The sequence below is a fragment of the Pseudonocardia broussonetiae genome (genome assembly GCF_013155125.1).
Classification (GTDB): domain Bacteria; phylum Actinomycetota; class Actinomycetes; order Mycobacteriales; family Pseudonocardiaceae; genus Pseudonocardia; species Pseudonocardia broussonetiae.
Map to the genome: position 1 here is coordinate 6,349,861 of NZ_CP053564.1, position 19,621 is coordinate 6,369,481.

Genomic DNA, 19,621 nt, shown 5'->3' on the forward strand with positions numbered 1-19,621 from the left:
AACGGTGTCGAGCGGTGGTTTCGCCGCGGACGCTCCGACCGGTGCCCACCACTCCGCTGGAGCCCTCATGACCGCGACGTTCGATCCCACCCGACAGCTCGCCCCGTCCGGGCCGCTCGTCGACGAGGACCGCGAGCACCACCGCTTCCGGGTCCACCGCTCGACGATGACCTCGCCCGAGATCCACGCCCTCGAGATGGAGCGGGTGTTCGCCCGCAGCTGGCTCTACGTGGGCCACGAGTCCGAGATCCGCGACCCCGGCGACTACGTCCGCCGTCCGGTTGGCGGCAAGCAGATCTTCATGGTGCGCAACAAGCGCGGCGAGGTGCGCGTCTTCCACAACACCTGCACCCACCGCGGCGCGATGGTGTGCCGCAAGGACCAGGGCAACGCCAAGGTCTTCCAGTGCTTCTACCACGCGTGGTCGTTCGACACGGACGGCCGGCTGGTGGGCGTGCCCGACCGCGACGCCTACGGCGACGGGCTCGACTTCGGCGCGCTCGGGCTGCGCCCGGTGGCCCGCACCGAGTCCTACCGCGGGTTCGTCTTCCTCAGCTACGACCCCGGCATCGTCGACCTCGTCGAGTACCTGGCCGGGGCCACGGAGTACCTCGACCTCGTCGTCGACGCCACCGGCGACGCCGAGATCATCCGCGGCACCAACGAGTACGCGATCGAGGCGAACTGGAAGCTGCTCGCCGAGAACAGCATCGACGGCTACCACGCCGTGCCGACCCACGACACCTACTTCAAGTACCTCGTGGCGCTGGGCACCGACCTGTCCGGCGGGGTCGCGGGCACGGCGAAGAGCCTGGGCAACGGCCACGCGGTCCTGGAGTACTCCGCGCCGTGGGGCCGGCCGGTCGCGAAGTGGGAGCCGCTGTTCGGCGAGGACTCCCGCGACGAGATCGGGCGGCTGCGCGCCGACCTCGTCGCCAAGCACGGGGAGGAGCGGGCCCGGCGCATGTGCGACACCAACCGCAACATGCTGATCTACCCCAACCTCGTGATCAACGACATCATGGCGATCACCGTGCGCACCTTCATGCCGACCTCCGCCGACCGCATGGAGGTCACCGCCTGGGAGATGGCGCCCCGCGACGAGCTGCCGCAGCTGCGCCAGCGCCGCCTAGACAGCTTCCTCACCTTCCTCGGCCCCGGCGGCTTCGCCACCCCCGACGACATCGAGGCGCTCGAGTCCTGCCAGCAGGGCTTCCACAGCGGCGGCCTGGAGTGGAACGACATCTCCCGCGGCATGGCTCGCGAACCCCTGGCCAACGACGAGGAGCAGATGCGCACGTTCTGGCGGCAGTGGAACGAGCAGATCACCGGGGGTGCGCGATGACCGTCACCGACGAGCCCGCCGCCGTCGTCGTCGGCCCCGCGGTCGGCGATCCGGCCGCGGTCACCCGCGCCCAGGTCGAGGACTTCCTCTACGCCGAGGCCGAGCTGCTCGACGCCTGGGACCTCGACACCTGGATCACGCTCTACACCGACGACTGCCACTACGTCGTGCCCTGCAACGACACGCCCGACGGCGACCCCTCCCGCGACCTCGTCCTCATCGACGACAACGCGCTGCGGCTGCGCTCGCGCATCGAGCGGCTCGGCAGCCGCAAGGCCCACCGCGAGTACCCGCACTCCACCACCAGCCACCAGGTCACCAACGTGCGGCTGCGCCCGGTGGAGGGCTCCGGTCCCGGCGCGGAGCTGCCGGTCGTCGCCGAGTTCACGGTGTGGCGCTTCCGCGGCGAGCGCTCCACCACCTACGTGGGCCGGTACCAGTACCGCCTGCGGGTGGTCGACGGGCGGCTGCGGATCGCCTCGAAGCGGGCGACGCTGGCGATGGGCAGCCTGCGGCAGGTCCACGACGTCGCGATCATCCTGTGAGCGCCCCGCTCGCGGGCCGGCGCGCGATCGTCACCGGCGGGGCCACCGGGATCGGTCTGGCGATCTCCCGGCGGCTGCTGGCCGACGGCGCGCAGGTCGTGGTGGCCGCGGTCCGCGAGGAGGAGCTGAAGACGGGTCTGGACGCGCTGCGCGTCGACGGGGCGGAGCCGCACGGGTACGTCGGCGACCTCGCGCAGCCCGGCGTCGCCGACGCCCTGCTCGCGGCGGCGGTCGAGGCGCTCGGCGACGTCGACGTGCTGGTCAACAACGCCGGCGGCGGTATCATCCGGCCGACGCTCGACCACACCGAGGAGACGCTGCGGGCGACGATCGACAACAACCTGTGGACGACGCTGCGCTCGACGCTGGCGGTGCTGCCGCACCTGGTGGCGCGCGGCGGGGGCCGGATCGTCAACATCGGGGCGGAGTCGGTCCGCAACGGCCTCACCTCCCACGCGGTCTACAACGCTGCGAAGGGCGGGGTGCACGCGCTGGCCGTCGGGCTCGCCCGCGAGTTCGCCGGCGCCGGGATCTCGGTCAACACCGTGGCCCCGTCCTACACGCTCACCCCCGAGCTCGCCGCCGCCATCGAGGCGGGCGCGGTGCCCGAGCACCTGCAGCCCGTGCTCGACGACGCCGTCGCGCTCATCCCCCAGGGACGTCCCGCCACCCCCGAGGAGGTCGCGGGCGCGGTCGCCTACCTGCTGCGCCCGGAGGCCGGGTTCGTCACCGGGCAGGTCCTGAGCGTCAACGGCGGGAGCAGCATGGGATGACCGTCGACGTCCACGCCCACTTCCTCGGTCCCGACCTCCCGCCGCCCCGGGACCCGGACGCGCCGCGCCTCCTCGTCGACGACGCCGACGGCGGCCGCATCCTGCGCGGCGACGCCCTGTTCCGGCGGGTCACGTCGTCGCTGTGGGACGTCCCGACCCGGGTCGCCGAGATGGACCGCGCCGGGGTCACCCGGCAGGTGGTCTCGCCGGTGCCGGTCACGATGGAGCACGCCGTCGGCGACGCGCCCTACGCCCGGGCGCAGAACGACGCGATCGCGGCGGCCTGCGCGGCGTCGAGCGGACGACTGCTCGGCCTCGGGTGCCTGCCCCTGCACGACGCCCGCGCCGCCGTCGCCGAGCTCGACCGCATCCGGGGCGCCGGGCTGCTCGGCGTCGAGATCGGCACCCGCGTGGGCGACCTCGACCTCGACGACCCCGCCCTCGTCCCGATCTGGGACGCCTGCGCCGCCACCGGGTCCGCCGTGCTCGTGCACCCCGTCGACGAGGGCCGCGGTGTCGTCCGCCGCGCCGGGCCGCCCTACGACCTGGGCCTCGGGATGCTCGCTGACACCGCCCTCGCCGCCTCGGCCCTGGTCTTCGGCGGCGTCCTCGAACGCCTCCCCGGCCTGCGCATCGCGCTCGCCCACGGCTGCGGCGCCTTCCCCTGGGCCTACCCGCGCCTGCGCGTCGCCGCCGAGCGGAGCGGGACGCCGGGCGACCCCAGGCGCTGGGACGCCCTGACCCGCCTGCTGTACGCCGACACCCTCGTCTTCGACGACGAGCACCTGCGCCTGCTCGTGCACCGCTTCGGAGCCGGGCGCCTGCTGCTGGGCAGCGACGCCCCCTTCTTCCCCGACCAGATGGCGCGCACCATCGCCTCCGTCGAGGAGGCCGGCCGCACCGGCGCCCTGCCGCCCGGCGTCGGGCCGGAGCAGCTCGGCCGCAATGCCGCGGAGTTCCTGGGCCTCGACGACCGACCCTGATCGTCGCACAACCTGCTAGCACGATTCCGGCTTCAGACTGCCCGGTTTCGGCGCGTACCGCCGCTGTCACAGCAAATGCGCCGATCGGCCCTTGAATCATGTGTGCATGATTGGGTACCTTCCTTGCGACAGTGACGTCCTTCACACCGAGGAGCAACCGTGTCCGATCTCCAGCCGGAGCGGCCGGCCCCCACCCCGCGCGAGCTGCGCAAGGTGGCCGGCGCGAGCCTCGTCGGCACCGCCGTCGAGTTCTACGACTTCTTCATCTACGGCACGGCGGCGGCCCTCGTGTTCGGGAAGATCTTCTTCCCCGCACTGGGCACCGCGGCGGGGACGATCGCGGCGTTCGCCACGTTCAGCGTCGCTTTCGTGGCCCGGCCGCTCGGCTCGATCCTGTTCGGACACCTCGGCGACCGCATCGGGCGCAAGAAGTCGCTCACCTACACCCTGCTCATCATGGGTCTGGCGACGTTCGCGATCGGCCTGCTCCCCGACGCCGCGACCATCGGCATCGCCGCACCGATCCTGCTGGTGCTGCTGCGCATCCTGCAGGGCCTCGCCGTCGGCGGGGAGTTCGCCGCCGCCGCCCTGCTGGTCGCCGAGTACGCCCCGGCGCGCAAGCGCGGGCTGTACGGGTCCGCACCGCAGATCGGCTCCGGCATCGGCTCGACGATGGCCGTCGCCACGTTCCTGGTCGCCGGTCTCGTGATGAGCCCCGAGGCCTTCGAGTCCTGGGGCTGGCGCCTGCCGTTCCTGTTCAGCATCGTGCTGGTCGGCATCGGCCTCTACGTCCGGATGCGCATCGACGAGACGCCGATCTTCGCCGAGGTCCTCGCCCGCCAGGAGCGGGTCAAGGTGCCGCTCGTCGAGGTCTTCCGCTGCCAGCCGCGCCAGGTCCTGCTCGCCGCAGGCGCGATGCTCATGTGGTCGTCGTTCTACTACATCGGCGCGGTGTTCTTCACTAGCTACGGCACCACCACCCTGGGCCTGCCGCGTCCCACGATGCTGCTGATCAACCTCGTGGCCTCGCTGGTCTTCACCCTCGCCGTCATCGTCCCGGCCATGCTCTCCGACCGGGTCGGGCGCCGGCGCATGATCGCGATCGGCAACATCGTGGCGATCTCGTGGGCGCTGGTCCTCATGCCGATCATCGACATCGGCACGCCCCTCGCCGTCGGCACCGCGGTCGTCGTGACCATGCTGATCGTCGCGATCGCCAACGGCCCCGCCGCGTCCTTCCTGCCCGAGATCTTCGCCGCGCGCTACCGCACCACCGGCGTGGGCGTCGCCTACAACCTCGGGTCGGTGCTCGCCGGCGCCATCCCGCCGCTGCTCGCCGCCAGCCTGCTGGCCGCCTACGGCAGCTACGCGATCAGCGTGATGCTCGCGGTCTACGCCGTGGTGGCGACCGTCGCGGTGCTGATGCTCTCCGAGACCCGGGGCACGTCGCTGCGGACCGGCGCAGGAGAAGCGCAGGACTCCCCCGCCGACGTCCGCGTCACCACCTGACGGAGGTCGGCCACCGTCCCGGGACCGTGTGAGTCACCGGTGGCCGTCCGACCGACGGCCACCGGCGCGCACTCCCTCAGATCAGGACGGTGATCTGGTCGGGCCGCCCGAGCAGCTCCCGGCCGTAGATCTCCGAGCAGATCGACGGGTTGACGATCGCGTGGCGGCTCCCGGTCGCCTGGTCGCGCCAGATGCGCTGCAGCGGGTTGTCCTCGCCGGAACTGCCCGCTCCCCGATGCTCACCAGCAGGTCGATCGCCTCACGGCAGCGGCACGCGATGTACCAGGCGGTTCGTATGCTCCGGGGACCGGGCTCACCTGTCGACGTCGCCCGCGGCGGGCACGGCGTGCAGGTGCGCGGTGCCGATGTGGCCTGGGCCAGGTCCAGCTGCCTCGCCGGCGCTTCGGCCGCGTCCTCGTAGGACGTGTACGGGATCGGCCGGTGCTTCGCCTGGTACGTGGTCGACGCGTGGTCAGTACGTAGACGTTGCGGTTCGGGAACGTGGTCTGCCACCGCGCTTCCGGCGGGCGCTCCGAGGTTCAGAGTCGCCCTGGCAGCCGTAGATCCAGCACTCTCTCTCCCGATGCTCGTGCGCCCCAAATGCGCCCCAAATGGCCATTTGATCTTCATCTGCGCAGGTCAGAGGCCTACGACCTGCTCCACTACGACGTCTGATCCGGACGTCCTCCTGACCTCCGCGTCAGGCCGGAACGGCGGTCGACCTGGCAACGTCCGATGACGGTTGCCGGCGTCGACCGCCGTTCTTCGTGCTCGTGTGTCGCGGATGCGCCACGGGACGAAGCGCTACCAGGACCTTCCTCTCAGCGGTTCAGAGGCGTTCGACACGGTCGGCCTGCGGGCCCCGGTCGCTCTGACGCACCGCGTACCGGACCCGGTCACCCACCTGCAGCGGCCCCGACCCCATGATCACGGACACGTGGACGAAGAGGTCGTCGCCCCCTGCGTCCGGGGTGATGAAGCCGAAGCCGCGGTCGCCGTCGTAGCGCGCGACGACGCCCTCGCCGCCTCGTGTGGGCACCTCCTGCGACGCCGGCCCTGCGGCCGCGGCACGTGGTGACGGCTGCGGCGCCGTCGGGGGCTCGGCGCCCCGGACCAGGTGCACGTCGCGGGCCTGCGGGCCCTTGTCCCCACTGACCACCTCGTAGGCGACGCGGTCGCCCTCCGTGAGCCACGTCAGCCCCTCGGCCAGGGCCCGGGCGTGGACGAAGACGTCTCCGGCGCCGGAGTCGCGGCTGATGAAGCCGAAGCCCTTGTCCTCGTCGTACCAGGCCACCGTGCCGTCCGCGCCGTCCGCGCCGTCCGCGCCGTCCGTGGTGCCGGCCGCAGCGGGTAGGCCGGCCCCCGCTCCCAGCGGGATCACGTGCCCGGCCTGGGGGCCGCGCTCGCCCTCGACGACCAGGAAGGCCACCCGCTGCCCCTCGGTGACCACGCCACCGGTCACGATGGCGGAGCTGTGCACGAAGATGTCGGCGCCGCCGCCGTCCGGCGTCGCGAAGCCGTACCCCTTGCCCGGCTCGTACCAGGTGACGGTGCCGAGCAGGCCCACGGCGCTGCCGGCGGCCGCGTCGGCGGTGACGCGAACGCGCAGCGCCTGGGGCCCGCGGTCGTTCTCGCCGACCTCGAACACGACGGCCTGGCCCTCGCGGAGCACGTTCGCGCCGCCGTCCCCGACGATCTCGGAGGCGTGCACGAACACGTCCGGCGAGCCGTCCTCGGGCGCGAGGAAGCCGAAACCCCGTTCGGCGTCGAACCAACGGACGGTCCCCTGCGGCATCGAAGGCTCCAGATCGGAAGGGCGGGCACTGGCCCCCAGTCTCCCCGACCGACCTCGCGGTCCTTCGGGCCGGGCCCACAGGCCTGGTGGTCGATCCGGTGCCGACCACCCCGCCTGCGCGCCGGCGGAGGTCCGCGCAACGGGGGGGCGATCAGGATCGCGTCAGGGGTCCCGTGGACGAGGGTCGCCGTGTTCGTCACCACCGGAGGTCGGTCGGACCGTGCGGAGGCCCGCACGCGACCGGACCGCGACGACGTAGGCAAAAGCATATGAGCTATGTTGCCTAGACGCAGCTCAATGAGTTACGGTCGCGTCACCTCCTCCAGGAACGGCTTCCGACACGGGTCGTGCGGACGTACTGGACGGAGCACGGGTGCCTGGTCGGCGTCCCCATCGAACTCAGGGCCTGAGCAGGCCCTGATCATCCCCGTCGGCGGCACTCGCCGGGACGGCCAGCAGGAGGTCACCGTGAAGGCGTTGCAGCTGAAGGAGTTCGGGAAGCCCACCGTGGCCACGGAGCTGATCGAGTCGCCGGCTCCCGAGCCCGGACCCGGACAGCTGCTCGTGGCGATGGAGGCCTCGCCCATCAACCCGTCGGACCTGCTCCTCATCCGGGGCCGCTACGGTCATCGCCCGGCCCTGCCAGCCGTTCCCGGCACCGAGGGCGTCGGTCGCGTCGTCGCCGCGGGTCACGGTGTCGACCCCGGACGCGTCGGCGAGCGGGTGATCGTTCCCACCGTGGCCCACGGCACCTGGCAGGACCAGCTCGTGATCGACGACGGCGGCGCCATCGCTGTCGATCCGGCGGCCGACGTCCTCCAGTCGGCGATGCTGGGCATCAACCCGATCACCGCCGACCTCCTGCTCCGGAGCTTCGTCGACCTCTCCCCGGGCGCCTGGGTCGCACAGACCGGCGGGAACTCCGCCGTGGGCCGCTACGTCATCGCCCTGGCGAAGCAGGCCGGTCACCGCACCCTCAGCGTGGTGCGCAGGCCCGAGGTCGCGGCGGAGCTGCTCGAGTCGGGCGCCGACGCCGTCGTCGTCAGCGGGCCGGACCTGCGTACCCAGCTGAAGCAGGTGCTCGGCGACGAGCGGATCTCGCTGCTGCTCGATCCGATCGCCGGGGAGGTGGTCACCGAACTCGCCTCCTGGCTCGCCCACGGGGGCACCCTGGTCAGCTACGGCGGGATGAGCGGTACCCCGGTCACCGTCTCCCCCAACGACCTCATCTTCCGCGATCTCACCGTCCGGGGCTTCTGGCTGAAGCACTGGCTGGACACGACTCCCCACGACGCCATCGTCTCCGCGTACGCCCGGCTGGCCCCGTTGGTCGCCGACGGCTCACTGCGGGCGCCCGTCGCGGCCACCTATCCGCTGGAGGAGTTCCAGGACGCCCTGCTCCACGCCTCTCAACCGGGCGGCGCCGGGAAGGTGCTCTTCACCTGGTGACCGGGACGGACCGGTCGCGGTGCGGCACCGCCGATCCGGCGGGTGCTCCCGGGCCCCGCAGTCGCCCCGACGGCCGCGGATCCGGCCCGAAGATCGAGATCGCGGATGCGATCCCGAGCACGGCGACCGACGAGGTCGACGTGCCGCTGCTGGAGGTGCAGTACCGCTGAGGCTCCCCCGTCAGCCGGACGTGCTCCGGGCCGCCCGTGGTGCTTGACTCGGCCCCATGCGGATCTTCTTCACCGGCGGCAGCGGCAAGGCCGGGCACCACGTCGCGCCCTACCTCGCCTCCCGCGGCCACCAGGTCACCAACGCCGACCTCACCCCGCTCGGCCACCGCGACGTCACCGACCTGCGGGTGGACCTCACCGACGCCGGCGACGTCTACTCGGCGCTGGCCGGCGTGCCGACCCAGGACGCCTTCGACGACCCCCGCCCCGAGCCGTACGGCGGGTCGGCCTACGACGCGGTCGTGCACTTCGCCGCGGTCCCGCGCCCGCTGCTCACCTCCGACCGGGCCACCTACGCGGCCAACGTCCTCGCGCACTACAACGTCCTGGAGGCCGCCACCGCCCTCGGCATCCGCAAGATCGTGTTCGCCTCCTCGGAGACGACCTACGGCGTCTGCTTCGGGCGCGGCGAGCGCAAGCCCCTCTACGTCCCGGTCGACGAGGAGCACCCGGTGGTCCCCGAGGACTCCTACGCCATGTCGAAGGTCGCGGGCGAGGTGACCGCGCGGTCCTTCCACGCCCGCACCGGCGCCGACGTCTACGGCCTGCGCATCAACAACGTCATCGAACCCCACGAGTACGCCGAGCTCTTCCCGGCCTTCCTCGAGGACGCAGGCCTGCGCAGGCGCAACCTCTTCGCCTACATCGACACCCGCGACCTGGGGCAGCTGACGCTGCGCTGCCTGGAGACCGACGGGCTCGGCTACGAGGTGTTCAACGTCGCGAACGCCGACATGTCGGTCGCCGCCACCACGAGCGAGATCATCGACCGGTTCTACGACGGGGTGGAGGTGCGCCGTCCGATGGGCCGCGACGAGACGTTCTACTGCATCGACAAGGCCCGCCGGCTGCTCGGCTACGAGCCGCAGCACTCCTGGCGCGACGTGCTGCCCGACCCGGGAGCCTGACGGGCGCCACACCTGTACCGCTGCCGGTCAGGGAGCTCCCGCCGGTCGGGCCGTCGGTTCGGCGACCCCGACGAGCAAGTTGTCGACCACGATCCGGATCTGCGCCGACCAGCCCAGCTGCGTCGTCGACGAACACCACACGGCCACCGGGTTCGAGCACGGCGGCGACGCCGTCCCAGAACTCACGCACCGGCCCGGGGCCGTACAGGATGCCGGAGGAACTCGAGCAGGTGCCGCGCCAGCACCTCGGGCTGCTCTTCCGGCACCCAGTGGCCCGCCTCCTCGACGAGCACCCCCTGGACCGACTCCGCGACGAGGCGCAGGGAGTCGGCCACCTCCTCGCCCCTCCCCCGGCCCGAGGCACCGCCGACGGCGAGCACCGGCATCCGCAGCGGCCCGCGGGCGATCACCGCGGTGTTGTCGGCGACGTCCTGCGGCGTCGCCCGGTAGAGGCCGAAGCCCGCGCGCAGGTTGTCGGGGCGGGTGTAGGTGCGCAGGTACTCCCGGACGTCCTCCTCGGGCAGCGGCCGGTGCCCGAAGGTGCGGTAGAACCAGCCGAGGTAGACCTCCTCGCGCCCGGTGACGAGCTCCTCGGGCAGGTCCGGGGTCCGGTGCAGGCCGTGGTGCCAGCGTGCGCCGCCCTGGGCGATGTCGGTGCCTCCCGCGCCGGGCACGGTGACGTCGACGACGGTCAGGGTGGCGAGGGCGTCGGGGTGGTGCGCGGCGAGCGAGAACGCGGTGACCCCGCCCCAGTCGTGGCCCACGAGGTGGAACCGGTCGATCCCGAGCTCCTCGCGCACCAGCCGCAGCACGTCCCCGGCCAGGGTGCGCTTGTCGTACCGGGCGGGCCCGGTCGACTCGCCCAGGCCCCGCAGGTCGGGGGCGATGACCCGGTGGTGGGGCGCGAGCAGCGGGATCAGGTGGCGCCAGCAGTACCAGGTCTGGGGCCAGCCGTGCAGGAGCACGACCGGGTCGCCCTCGCCCGCGGTGACGTAGTGCAGGTCGACATCACCGAGGGCGGCGCGGTGGTGGCGGAGCGGGGCGGCCATGAGCGGATCTCCCTGGTGGCGCGTCGGGCGGGGTCGGTCAGGCGGAGGAGATCCCGTCGGCCGGCTGGCGCGGGGCGTCCTCGGTCTCGGCGTCGACGACCCGCCGGCTGGTCTCGCCGAGCGCGAGGACGCAGACCAGGCTGAGCAGCCCGAACCCGGCGAGCATCAGGCCGACGGCGTAGCTGCCGTAGGTACCGGACAGCTGGGCGGCGAGCAGCGGCGACACCGCACCGCCGAGGACACCGCCGAGGTTGTAGCCCATGCCGGCGCCGGTGTAGCGGTAGCGCGTCGCGAACATCTCCGGCATGTAGGCGCCGACCGGGCCGTAGGCGATGCCGAAGATCGCCAGGGTCCCGATGAGGCCGATCGCGAACCCGGTGCCCGAGCCGGTTCCCATGATCGGGAACAGGACGAGCGCCCACGGGATCGACAGGGCGCAGCAGGCGAGGATGACGTTGCGGCGGCCGAACCGGTCGGAGACGATCCCGGACACCGCGGTGACGGCGCCGAAGACCACGGCGGCGACGATGTTGAGGATCAGCACGGTGCGCCGGTCCAGCCCGGCGCCGGTGGCGCTGGTGCCGTAGCTCGTGAGGAACGCGGTGCCCATGTAGAACAGCGCGAACACGATGGTGAGCACGCCGCCGGAGAGCAGGATCTCGCGGGGCTGGACGCGGAAGACCTCGAGGATCGGCGGGGACGTCCGCGCGGTGGTGAGGGTTCCGGCGGCCTGCGCCCTGCGGAAGGCCGGGGTCTCGTCGATGGTCAGCCGGACCCAGAGGCCGACGCCGACCAGCACGATCGACAGCAGGAACGGGATGCGCCAGCCCCACTCGAGGAAGGCGGGGTTGGTGTCGCCCATGGCGACGTTCACGGCGAGGAACGTGGCGCTGGACAGGGCGAAGGCCAGGGCCGGACCCATCTGCGGGAAGATCGCGTAGAGCCCCCGCCTGCCCGGCGGGGCGTACTCGGCCGCGAGCAGCGTGGCGCCCGCCCACTCACCGCCGACGGCCAGGCCCTGCAGGAACCGCAGGACCACCAGGATGATCGGGGCGGCGACGCCGATGGTGGCCGCTCCGGGCAGCAGCCCGATGACCACGGTGGAGACACCCATCAGCACCAGCGTGGCGATCAGGGTGTTCTTGCGTCCCAGCCGGTCGCCGTAGTGGCCGAACAGGATCGCGCCGACCGGCCGGGCCACGAACGCGACGGCGAAGGTCGCGAACGAGGCGACCGTCGCCGCCGCGCTGCCGAGCGCGGGGAAGAACACCGTCGGGAACACCAGCGCGGCGGCGGTGCCGTAGATGAAGAAGTCGTAGAACTCGATCGTGGTGCCGGCGCAGCTGGCGATGGCCACGCGCCGCATCGGTGTGGCGCGGGTGGTCCCGTGCTCCATCTGGTTCTCCGTCGGTTCAGCAGGGTCGTGGGGGTGGGGCTGGTCAGCGGTCGATGACCGGGAGCACGAGGCGGCTGGGCCGGGCGGCGCCGTGGTGGACCGTGGTGTCGGCGACGACCATGTCCTCCAGGGCTTCGGAGGAGATGACGCCGCCGGTGTTGGAGTTGCGGTCGTAGTGCGGGAAGTTGCTGCCGGAGACGTCGAGGCGGATGCGGTGCCCGGGCAGGAACACGTTCGAGGTGACCGACATCGGCACGGTGACCTCGTAGACCTCGCCCGGGGTCATCAGCTCGGGCTCGGACAGGCTGTTGCGGTAGCGCAGCCGCAGGATGCCGTCGCACAGGTTGATCGCCCGGCCGTCGGGGAAGACGTCGACGAGCTTGGCGGTGATGTCGGTGTCCACCGTGGACGCCGAGACGAACACCTTCAGCTCGACGAACCCGGTGACCTCGACGGGCTCGGTGAGGACCGGGCCGGTGTAGCAGAGGACGTCGGCGCGGCCGTCGACCACGCGCTGGTCGACCGGGCCGATGAGCCCGGGCACCGACGGCAGCAGGGCACCGCCCGCGGTGGGCAGCGGGTCGCGCGGGTCGTAGCGGAACCCGTCGCTGCCGTCGCCGGTCGGGGCGTCGAGGGTGAGGGCGCCGTCGCCGTCACGGGTGTTCGCCGATCCCCCGCTGGTCAGGTGGTAGTCGGTGTAGCGGGTGTCGGGCAGCGGCCAGTCGGCCTCGTCGCGCCACTGGTCGATGCCCATCACGAAGATCCGCACCCGCGGGGCGGGGGTCTCGGGCGCCGTGCCCCGCAGGTGCTGGTCGAAGAAGGTGAGGTGGTGCTCGCTGAGGTCGACCGGCGCGAGCATCCCGTAGTACCGGTCGGGGTACTGCCCGGAGAGGTTGATGTGGTCCCACGGCCCGATGACCAGCCGGGACTGCTCCCGGGCCGCCTCGGAACCCGCGTGGTTCCGGATGCGGACGAAGTCGGCGACCTGCTCGTGGACCTTCAGGTCGTACCAGCCGCCGATCTCCAGCACCGGCACCGTGACCTCGCCGATCCGCGCCGACCAGTCCTGCGCCTTCCAGTACTCGTCGAAGTCGGGGTGCGCGAGCCAGTCGTCCAGCCAGCGCCCGGTGCCCAGCACCGGACGCGAGGCGACAGGAGTGGCGTCGTTGAGGGGCAGCGGGTCGAGCAGTGCTCCGCCGAGCCGCATCAGTGCCGACGGGTCGGTGGTGTCGCCGCGCTGCAGCGACCGCTGCTCGGCGGCGGCGAACATCATGGCGTTCCACCACGTGACCAGGCTGAGGGACAGAGCGCCGCCCTGGGAGTACCAGAGCCCGGAGTACCAGTTCGCCGAGGTCTGCGTGGGGGCGATGGCCTTCAGGCCCGGACCGCCACCCAGGGCCAGGGCGAACTGGGTCATGCCCAGGTAGGAGGCGCCGTACGCGCCGACGGTGCCGTCGTACCAGTCCTGCTCGGTCAGCCACGCCAGCACGTCCTGGCCGTCCGCGATCTCGTTGACCTTCGGGGTGAAGTCGCCGTCGGACTCGAACGCCCCGCGCGCGTCCTGCACGACCACGGCGTAGCCGGCGTGGACGAACGACAGCAGCGGCGGGATCGAGCTGGCCGGCCCGCCGGCGAGGCCCGCCGCCTCCTTGTCGTAGGGGTGGCGGACGACCAGGGTGGGCGCGGTCCCTTCCAGGGGCCGCCACACGTTGGCGCGCAGGGTCACCCCGTCCCGGGTCTTCATGGGGACGTCGCGCTCGTAGATGAAGGTCATCGGGCATCTCCTCGTCGAGATCACCGGCGGTCGGCGGGGCGCGGACCGTCGTCGTGCGGAGGGCAGCAGTGCGGGGTGGAGCGGTGCCGGGTCAGCGGATGGAGGACCCGATGCCGAGGCCGCCGTCGACGTCGAGGACGACGCCCGTGACGTAGCCGGCGGCGGGCGAGCAGAGGTAGGCGGCGGCCTCGGCGATGTCGGTGGGGTCGCCGGTGTGGCGCAGGGGCACCTTGGACACGAGCTTCTCCCGGGCCGGGCCGTTCATCGAGGCGAGCATCGGGGTCTCGATCAGCCCGGGCGCGATGGCGTTGGCGGTGATCGCGTGACGCGCCCCCTCCAGCGCGATGGTCCGGGTGAGCCCGACGATCCCGGCCTTGGCGGCCACGTAGTTGGCCTGCCCGTAGTTGCCGCGCCAGCTCATCGAGGAGAAGGACAGGATCCGGCCGTAGCGCCGCTGCTGCATGACCGGCAGCACCGCGCGGATGCAGAAGAACGTGGCCGAGAGGCTGGTGTCGAGGACGGCGTGCCAGTCGTCGTCGTCGATGTCGGTGGCGCGGTTGTCGCGGATGATCCCCGCGTTGTTGACCAGCACGTCGATCCGGCCGTGGTCGGTGTGCACCTGGCGGACCCAGTCGTCGACGTCGGCGGAGCGCGTGACGTCGAGCGGGCGGGCCTCGGCGACGACCCCGTGCTTGTCGGCGAGCTCGGTCGCGAGCTCGGCGCCGGCGGCCTCGTTGATCTCGCCGATCATCACCGCGGCGCCCTCGGAGGCGAAGCGGTGGGCCATCGCGCGGCCCAGGCCCTGCCCGGCCCCGGTGATCAGGACGGTCTGTCCGGTGTAGCGGTCCATGTCTGCCTCCTGCTGGTACCGGTCAGCCCGCGGCGCGGCGGGTGAGGAAGCGGCGGAGCTCCGCGGGGACGTCGTGGGTGGCCCAGTGCCGCGCGAACTCCTCGAGCTCGACCCGCAGGCCCGCCTCGACCGACGGCTCGTCGTCGAGCTCGGCGAGCACCGCCTTGAACGCGGCCTGCGCAGGGCCGGCCGCGGCCGCGAGGGCCTCGGCCACGCGCAGCCCCTCCTCGGCGCCGCGCCCGGTGTCGACGACGGCGTGCAGCCACCCGGTCGGCAGGAACCGCTCGGCGGGCAGCAGCTCGCCGGACAGTCCGAGCCAGCGCCCGAGGGAGTCGCCGAGCTTGCGGCGCATCCGGACCGCGGAGCCGGCGCCGGGCACGAGGTGGTTGCGGATGTGGCCGTCCCCGATCAGCGTGCCGGTCTCGGCGACGACGGCGTCGCAGGCCAGCGCGATCTCCAGGCCCCCGGCGACGGCGTGCCCGTGCAGCGCCGCGACGACGGGCAGCGGGCTGCGCTCGATGCGGCGGGTGAGGTCGGAGACGGTGCGCAGGAAGGGCACGGGCGACGCGCCCGCGTCGGCCAGGGCGAGCAGGTGCTGCAGGTCCGCGCCCGCGCAGAAGCTCGGCCCGGCCCCGGTGACCAGCACGGCGCGGGTGGCCGGGTCGTGCTCGGCGTCGGTGAGCGCGGCGGTGAGCGCGTCGACCAGCGGTGCGTCGAGGGCGTTGCGCCGCGCGGGGCGCTGCAGCACCAGCGTGCGGACCGGCCCGCGGCGCTGGATGCGCAGCACGGTGGGGGCGTGCCCGGTGGGGGCGAGTTCGGTCACGTCGTCACCGCGGCGGCCTCGCGCAGCTGCCGGCGCAGCTGCGCGCGCTGGATCTTGCCGCTGGCGGTCTTGGGCAGGGCCGCCACGACGTGGATCCGGCGCGGGTAGGCGTGCGCGGCGTAGCGCGTGCGCACGTGGGTCTGCAGCTCGGTGACCAGCCCGTCGGAGGGGACGGCGTCGCCGCGGAGCACGACGAAGGCCTCGATCACCTCGCCGCGGACCGGGTCGGGCGCGGCGACCACCGCGCACTCGGCGACGGCCGGGTGCTGGGCGAGGACGGACTCGACGTCGAACGGGCCGATCCGGTAGCCGGCCATGATGATCACGTCGTCGTCGCGGGAGGAGAACCGCAGGGTGCCGTCGGCGTTGCGGGTGGCCAGGTCGCCGGAGAGGTAGAAGCGCCCGTCGGCGGTGAAGCGGTCGGTGGCCGCGCCCGCGTAGCCGGTGAAGCTCATGAACGGGCTGGCGGCCACCTCCACGGCGAGCAGCCCGGGCTCCCCGGTGCCGGCGGGGCTGCTCGTGGCCTCCTCCAGCACCGTGACCGACCAGCCCGGCAGCGCCACGCCCATCGTCTGCGGGACGACCGGGACCGCCAGGTCGGGGTGGTGCGGGAACCCGACGGTCATCCCGACCTCGGTCTGGCCGTAGTGGTCGTGGACCTGCAGCCCGAGCGCGGCCTGCGCCCACTCGTTGACCTCGGCGGTCAGCGGCTCCCCCGCGCTCGACAGTCGCTGCAGGCGCAGACCCGCGGGCACCGGGGCGTCGGCGGTGCGCAGCGACCGGAACACCGTCGGGGCGGCGGCGTAGTCGGTGACCCCGAGATCGACCAGGGCGCGCCAGGTCGCGGCGGCGTCGAACCCGCCCCTCTGCAGGACGCTGCGCAGCCCCAGGACCATCGGCGCGACGACCGCGGAGTACAGCCCGTAGGCCCAGCCGGGGTCGGCGCCGCACCAGTAGACCGAGTCGTCGCGCACGCCGAGGGCGAACTCCAGGTAGGACTGCCAGCCCGCGACGTAGCGCAGCGGGTGCACCACCCCCTTCGGCGCGCCGGTCGTGCCGGAGGTGAACATGTGCACGAACGCACCGTCGCCACCGATGGCGGTGCTCCCGGTGAACGGCACGGCGGCGGCGAGGCGATCGGTGAGGTCGGACCCCGCGACCAGCAGCGTCCACGGGCCGTCCGGGACCTTCGCGGCCTGGTCGGCGTCCGCGACCACGACCGCCGCCTGCGCCCCCGCGAGCCGGGAGGCCACGGCGTCGCCGGCGAACGCGGTGAACAGCGGGACGTACACCGCGCCGACGCGCCAGGTGCCCAGCAGCACCGCCACCAGGTCCGCGCTCTTGCCCATCAGGGTCGCCACGCGGTCGCCCCGGCCGACACCGAGCCCACCGAGGAGCCCGGCGACGCGCTCCGAGCGGTCGCGCAGCGCGGCGAAGGTCAGGTCGACGGCCGACCCGTCCGGCTCGACGACGGTGAACGCGACCGCGTCGCCCGGGTGCCGGTCGCACAGCAACCACGCCGGGTCGGCGTCGGGCGCCGAGAACACCTCGACGATCGCGTCGATCCGCTCGTGGACCGTGCTCTGCTCCGGAGCCATGGACGCCCTCCGTTGGGAACTCATGTGGGTACTTTTGCCGATCTGAAAGTACCCAACTCCGTTCCGCTGCACAAGGGGCCGGACGCCCGTGCGAGACTCGGGCCCATGACGGCGATCTCCGGCGCCCTCGGGGGGACGCCCCGGCGGAGCCCCCGACGACGCACCGTCGACACCGCACGCATCGCCCAGCTCCTCGCCCAGGCCGGCGACATCGTGCTGGCCGAGGGCTTCACCACGATCACGATGGACCAGCTCGCGCAGCGGCTGGGCTGCTCGAAGGCGACCCTCTACAGCGCGGCGGGCACCAAGGAGCAACTGGTGCAGACCATCACCCGCCGGTTTTTCCAGACCGCGACCGAGCAGATCGAGCGCGCCGTCGCCGAGGAGCCCGACCCCCGCCGGCGCATCCGCACCTACCTCACCGGCGTCGGCACCGCGATGCGCGTGCAGTCCCCCGCCTTCTACGACGACATGGTCAACTACGAACCCACCGCCCGGATCTACCGCAAGAACTCCGACGCCGCCGCCCGCCGCGTCCGGGAGATGATCGACGACGGCGTCCGCGCCGGCGCCCTGCGCGACGTCAACGGCACCTTCGCCGGACAGGTCGTCGCCCTCGCCATCGACGCGGTCCAGTCCGGCGCCCTCCTGCGCAGCACCGGCCTCACCGCGGGCGACGCCTTCTCCGAGCTCGGCGACCTCGTCCTCGACGGGCTCAACCGGCCCGCCGGCCCGTAGTCCCGCTTTACAGCACCGCCTCGCGCCACCCGCGCAGCGAGCTGACCAGCGCCAGGCCCTCGGCGCGCAGCAGGTCCTCCGGCACCACCGTCCGCTCGGCGAGGCGCCCGGACTCCACCAGCACCGCCCGACCGACGCCGGGCAGGCAGCCGCTGCCCAGCGGCGGGGTCCACCAGCGGCCGTCCAGGCACACCGCCAGGTTCGCGATGCACGACTCGGTGACCTCGCCCCGCTCGTTGACCAGCAGCACGTCGTCGGCGTCGTGCCGGGCGCGACGCACCTCGTAGACGTGGCGGCGGCTGGTCTTGTGGTGCGGCCAGCACTCCCCCGAGTCCACCGGCTCCCGGTCCAGCGCCAGACGCACCGGCCCCGGCGCCGTCGGCGGGACCGCGCCGATCTCGACGCCGACCTCCCCGTCGCGGTGGGCGGTGAGCCGGATCCGGGCGTCCCCGCCCGACGGCGGGCGGCGGCGCAGCGCCTCCTCCAGCGCCGCGCGCACGGCGTCGAGACGGAAGCGGAACCCGAAGTAGGACGCCGAAGCGGCCATCCGAGCCAGGTGCCGGTCCAGGTGCACCGGCCCGCGCACCGCGTCGAACCGCAGCGTCTCCACCAGGTGGAACTCCTCGGGCCGCGAGTGCAGGACCGCGGTCTTGGTGACGGACTCGGCGTGCTCGGCCGCCGGGTCCGAGCCCCACGTCACCCCGCCGCCGGTGCCGTAGGTCGCCACCCCGCGGGCTCGGTCGACGACGACGGTGCGGATCGCGACCGAGAACCGGGCCCGCACCGGCGCCGTCGACGGCCCGACGACGCCGACCGCGCCGCAGTACACCCCCCGCGGCTCGTCCTCCAGACCCGCGACCACGTCCATCGCGCTGATCTTGGGCGCCCCGGTCACCGACCCACTGGGGAACAGCGCCCGGAACACCTCGACCAGACCCTGACCCGGCCGCAGCCGCGCCTGCACGTCCGAGGTCAGCTGGTGCACCGTCCCGAACCGCTCCGCCCGGCACAGCGCGGTCACCGCGACACTGCCGGTGACCGCGACGCGTGCCAGGTCGTTGCGGACCAGGTCGACGATCATCACGTTCTCCGCCCGCTCCTTGCTGCTCGCCCGCAGCGCCGCCACCGCCACCGCGTCCTCGGCCACCGTCCGGCCCCGCGGCGCGGTCCCCTTCATCGGGCGCATCAGGATCCGGTCGCCGCGCAGCTCGAAGAACAGCTCCGGGCTCGCGCTGGCGACCACCGTGCCGCCGAGGTCGAGCAGGGCGTGGTGCGCCCCGCGCTGGGCGTGGGCGAGGCGCGCGTACAGCTCCTGCGGCTCCTCGACGACCGGCGCGGTGACCCGCGCGGTGAGGTTGCACTGGTACACCTCACCCGCGGCGATCCGCTCCCGCACGGCGTCCACGGCCGCCTCGTACCGCGCGGCGTCCCAGCGCGGCTCCCAGCCCCATCGGGCCTGCCCGGTCGGCAGACCGACCGCCGGGGCGGTCACCGGCTCGTCGGCGATCCCGAACCACACCAGCGGCAGGCCCGGCGCGGGCGGACGCGTCCGCAGCGCCGGGTCCAGCCCCGAGGCGGCCTCGTAGGCCACGAACCCGAACGCCCACGCCCCCGCCGCCGTCCGCCGCTCGACCTCGGCCAGCACCCCGACGACCTCGTCGGGCTCGTGCGCGACCAGGCACTCACGGACGGCGCCGAACACCTGCGCGGTCCCGGTGGTCATGTCGTCGAAGCGGGCCCACGCACCGCCGCTCACACCCGCACTCCGGGGACCGACACCACGATGATCACCGGCGCAGTCTCACCGACTCCCCGACCCCGGGTGCGCACCGGGCCGGGCCAGGGTCGTCGGGCGG

17 protein-coding genes and 1 pseudogene are annotated in these 19,621 nt (G+C 73.2%); 9 read left to right on the plus strand and 9 right to left on the minus strand.

Annotated elements, in window-relative coordinates:
- Window positions 1–67 precede the first annotated feature (67 nt).
- The 5 genes from HOP40_RS30805 (at window position 68) to HOP40_RS30825 (ending at window position 5,155) form a co-directional block, all read left to right on the plus strand.
- On the plus strand, window positions 68–1,345 hold the full coding sequence (locus tag HOP40_RS30805) for an aromatic ring-hydroxylating oxygenase subunit alpha (RefSeq protein WP_172165802.1): 1,278 nt from the start codon (window positions 68–70) through the stop codon (window positions 1,343–1,345).
- Window positions 1,342–1,890 carry an aromatic-ring-hydroxylating dioxygenase subunit beta gene (locus HOP40_RS30810; protein WP_172165805.1) on the plus strand — a complete coding sequence of 183 codons (549 nt, stop codon included), beginning with the start codon at window positions 1,342–1,344 and terminating at the stop codon, window positions 1,888–1,890. Before HOP40_RS30805 ends, HOP40_RS30810 begins: the two co-directional genes overlap by 4 nt.
- Window positions 1,887–2,663, plus strand: coding sequence for an SDR family NAD(P)-dependent oxidoreductase (locus HOP40_RS30815; RefSeq protein WP_172165808.1), 777 nt, complete (start codon window positions 1,887–1,889; stop codon window positions 2,661–2,663). Before HOP40_RS30810 ends, HOP40_RS30815 begins: the two co-directional genes overlap by 4 nt.
- Window positions 2,660–3,646, plus strand: a complete 987-nt coding sequence (locus HOP40_RS30820; RefSeq protein WP_172165811.1) for an amidohydrolase family protein — start codon at window positions 2,660–2,662, stop codon at window positions 3,644–3,646. Before HOP40_RS30815 ends, HOP40_RS30820 begins: the two co-directional genes overlap by 4 nt.
- Window positions 3,647–3,805: 159 nt before the next feature.
- Complete coding sequence (locus HOP40_RS30825; RefSeq protein ID WP_172165814.1) at window positions 3,806–5,155, plus strand: MFS transporter; 1,350 nt, start codon at window positions 3,806–3,808, stop codon at window positions 5,153–5,155.
- A gap of 76 nt (window positions 5,156–5,231) precedes the next feature.
- Here HOP40_RS30825 and HOP40_RS36900 read toward each other — a convergent pair.
- Window positions 5,232–5,378: pseudogene (locus HOP40_RS36900) on the minus strand (acyl-CoA dehydrogenase family protein); the annotation flags it as partial.
- A 606-nt stretch (window positions 5,379–5,984) separates the two neighbouring features.
- Window positions 5,985–6,950 (minus strand): cold-shock protein, encoded by a 966-nt coding sequence (locus HOP40_RS36525; protein WP_172165825.1) that lies wholly within the window; start codon window positions 6,948–6,950, stop codon window positions 5,985–5,987.
- Window positions 6,951–7,418: 468 nt separating this feature from the next.
- Here HOP40_RS36525 and HOP40_RS30840 point away from each other — a divergent pair, with 468 nt between their 5' ends.
- Genes HOP40_RS30840 through HOP40_RS30850 form a run of 3 tightly spaced genes read left to right on the plus strand, consistent with a single transcriptional unit; the run spans window position 7,419 to window position 9,537 of the window.
- A complete protein-coding gene (locus tag HOP40_RS30840) occupies window positions 7,419–8,399 on the plus strand; it encodes a zinc-dependent alcohol dehydrogenase family protein (RefSeq protein ID WP_172165827.1) in 981 nt (326 codons plus the stop codon).
- Window positions 8,396–8,569, plus strand: a complete 174-nt coding sequence (locus HOP40_RS30845) for a hypothetical protein (RefSeq protein WP_172165829.1) — start codon at window positions 8,396–8,398, stop codon at window positions 8,567–8,569. Before HOP40_RS30840 ends, HOP40_RS30845 begins: the two co-directional genes overlap by 4 nt.
- Window positions 8,570–8,625: 56 nt before the next feature.
- Entirely contained in the window at window positions 8,626–9,537 is a 912-nt protein-coding gene (locus tag HOP40_RS30850; RefSeq protein ID WP_172165832.1) for an NAD-dependent epimerase/dehydratase family protein, read from the plus strand.
- Window positions 9,538–9,719: 182 nt separating this feature from the next.
- On the opposite strand, the gene HOP40_RS30855 is transcribed toward HOP40_RS30850, so the two are convergent.
- The 6 genes from HOP40_RS30855 to HOP40_RS30880 all read right to left on the minus strand — a co-directional run bounded on the left by HOP40_RS30855 (window position 9,720) and on the right by HOP40_RS30880 (window position 17,027).
- Window positions 9,720–10,586: an alpha/beta fold hydrolase gene (locus tag HOP40_RS30855; RefSeq protein ID WP_172165835.1), complete on the minus strand. Its 867-nt coding sequence runs from the start codon at window positions 10,584–10,586 to the stop codon at window positions 9,720–9,722.
- A gap of 37 nt (window positions 10,587–10,623) precedes the next feature.
- On the minus strand, window positions 10,624–11,982 hold the full coding sequence (locus HOP40_RS30860; RefSeq protein ID WP_172165838.1) for an MFS transporter: 1,359 nt from the start codon (window positions 11,980–11,982) through the stop codon (window positions 10,624–10,626).
- Window positions 11,983–12,025: 43 nt separating this feature from the next.
- Window positions 12,026–13,756 carry a CocE/NonD family hydrolase gene (locus HOP40_RS30865; protein ID WP_172165841.1) on the minus strand — a complete coding sequence of 577 codons (1,731 nt, stop codon included), beginning with the start codon at window positions 13,754–13,756 and terminating at the stop codon, window positions 12,026–12,028.
- A 91-nt stretch (window positions 13,757–13,847) separates the two neighbouring features.
- The gene (locus HOP40_RS30870; protein WP_172165844.1) at window positions 13,848–14,606 is read right to left on the minus strand and encodes an SDR family NAD(P)-dependent oxidoreductase; all 759 of its coding nucleotides are present in this window, start codon (window positions 14,604–14,606) and stop codon (window positions 13,848–13,850) included.
- Between the two features lie 22 nt (window positions 14,607–14,628).
- Window positions 14,629–15,429 carry an enoyl-CoA hydratase/isomerase family protein gene (locus tag HOP40_RS30875; protein ID WP_205346979.1) on the minus strand — a complete coding sequence of 267 codons (801 nt, stop codon included), beginning with the start codon at window positions 15,427–15,429 and terminating at the stop codon, window positions 14,629–14,631.
- A complete protein-coding gene (locus HOP40_RS30880) occupies window positions 15,426–17,027 on the minus strand; it encodes an AMP-binding protein (protein WP_205346980.1) in 1,602 nt (533 codons plus the stop codon). Before HOP40_RS30880 ends, HOP40_RS30875 begins: the two co-directional genes overlap by 4 nt.
- A 105-nt stretch (window positions 17,028–17,132) precedes the next feature.
- On the opposite strand from HOP40_RS30880, the gene HOP40_RS36530 reads away from it, so the two are divergent.
- Window positions 17,133–17,765, plus strand: coding sequence for a TetR/AcrR family transcriptional regulator (locus HOP40_RS36530; RefSeq protein WP_172165848.1), 633 nt, complete (start codon window positions 17,133–17,135; stop codon window positions 17,763–17,765).
- Window positions 17,766–17,772: 7 nt separating this feature from the next.
- Here the strand turns inward: HOP40_RS36530 and HOP40_RS30890 are convergent, their stop codons facing one another.
- Window positions 17,773–19,521: a chorismate-binding protein gene (locus HOP40_RS30890; RefSeq protein ID WP_205346981.1), complete on the minus strand. Its 1,749-nt coding sequence runs from the start codon at window positions 19,519–19,521 to the stop codon at window positions 17,773–17,775.
- Window positions 19,522–19,621: the final 100 nt, after the last annotated feature.

Coding starts and splice junctions, on each gene's coding strand:
- HOP40_RS30805 (WP_172165802.1), top strand. CDS start 68: ATGACCGCGACGTTCGATCCCACCCGACAGCTCGCCCCGTCCGGGCCG.
- HOP40_RS30810 (WP_172165805.1), top strand. CDS start 1,342: ATGACCGTCACCGACGAGCCCGCCGCCGTCGTCGTCGGCCCCGCGGTC.
- HOP40_RS30820 (WP_172165811.1), top strand. CDS start 2,660: ATGACCGTCGACGTCCACGCCCACTTCCTCGGTCCCGACCTCCCGCCG.
- HOP40_RS36525 (WP_172165825.1), bottom strand. CDS start 6,950: ATGCCGCAGGGGACCGTCCGTTGGTTCGACGCCGAACGGGGTTTCGGC.
- HOP40_RS30850 (WP_172165832.1), top strand. CDS start 8,626: ATGCGGATCTTCTTCACCGGCGGCAGCGGCAAGGCCGGGCACCACGTC.
- HOP40_RS30855 (WP_172165835.1), bottom strand. CDS start 10,586: ATGGCCGCCCCGCTCCGCCACCACCGCGCCGCCCTCGGTGATGTCGAC.
- HOP40_RS30860 (WP_172165838.1), bottom strand. CDS start 11,982: ATGGAGCACGGGACCACCCGCGCCACACCGATGCGGCGCGTGGCCATC.
- HOP40_RS30865 (WP_172165841.1), bottom strand. CDS start 13,756: ATGACCTTCATCTACGAGCGCGACGTCCCCATGAAGACCCGGGACGGG.
- HOP40_RS30870 (WP_172165844.1), bottom strand. CDS start 14,606: ATGGACCGCTACACCGGACAGACCGTCCTGATCACCGGGGCCGGGCAG.
- HOP40_RS30880 (WP_205346980.1), bottom strand. CDS start 17,027: ATGGCTCCGGAGCAGAGCACGGTCCACGAGCGGATCGACGCGATCGTC.
- HOP40_RS36530 (WP_172165848.1), top strand. CDS start 17,133: ATGACGGCGATCTCCGGCGCCCTCGGGGGGACGCCCCGGCGGAGCCCC.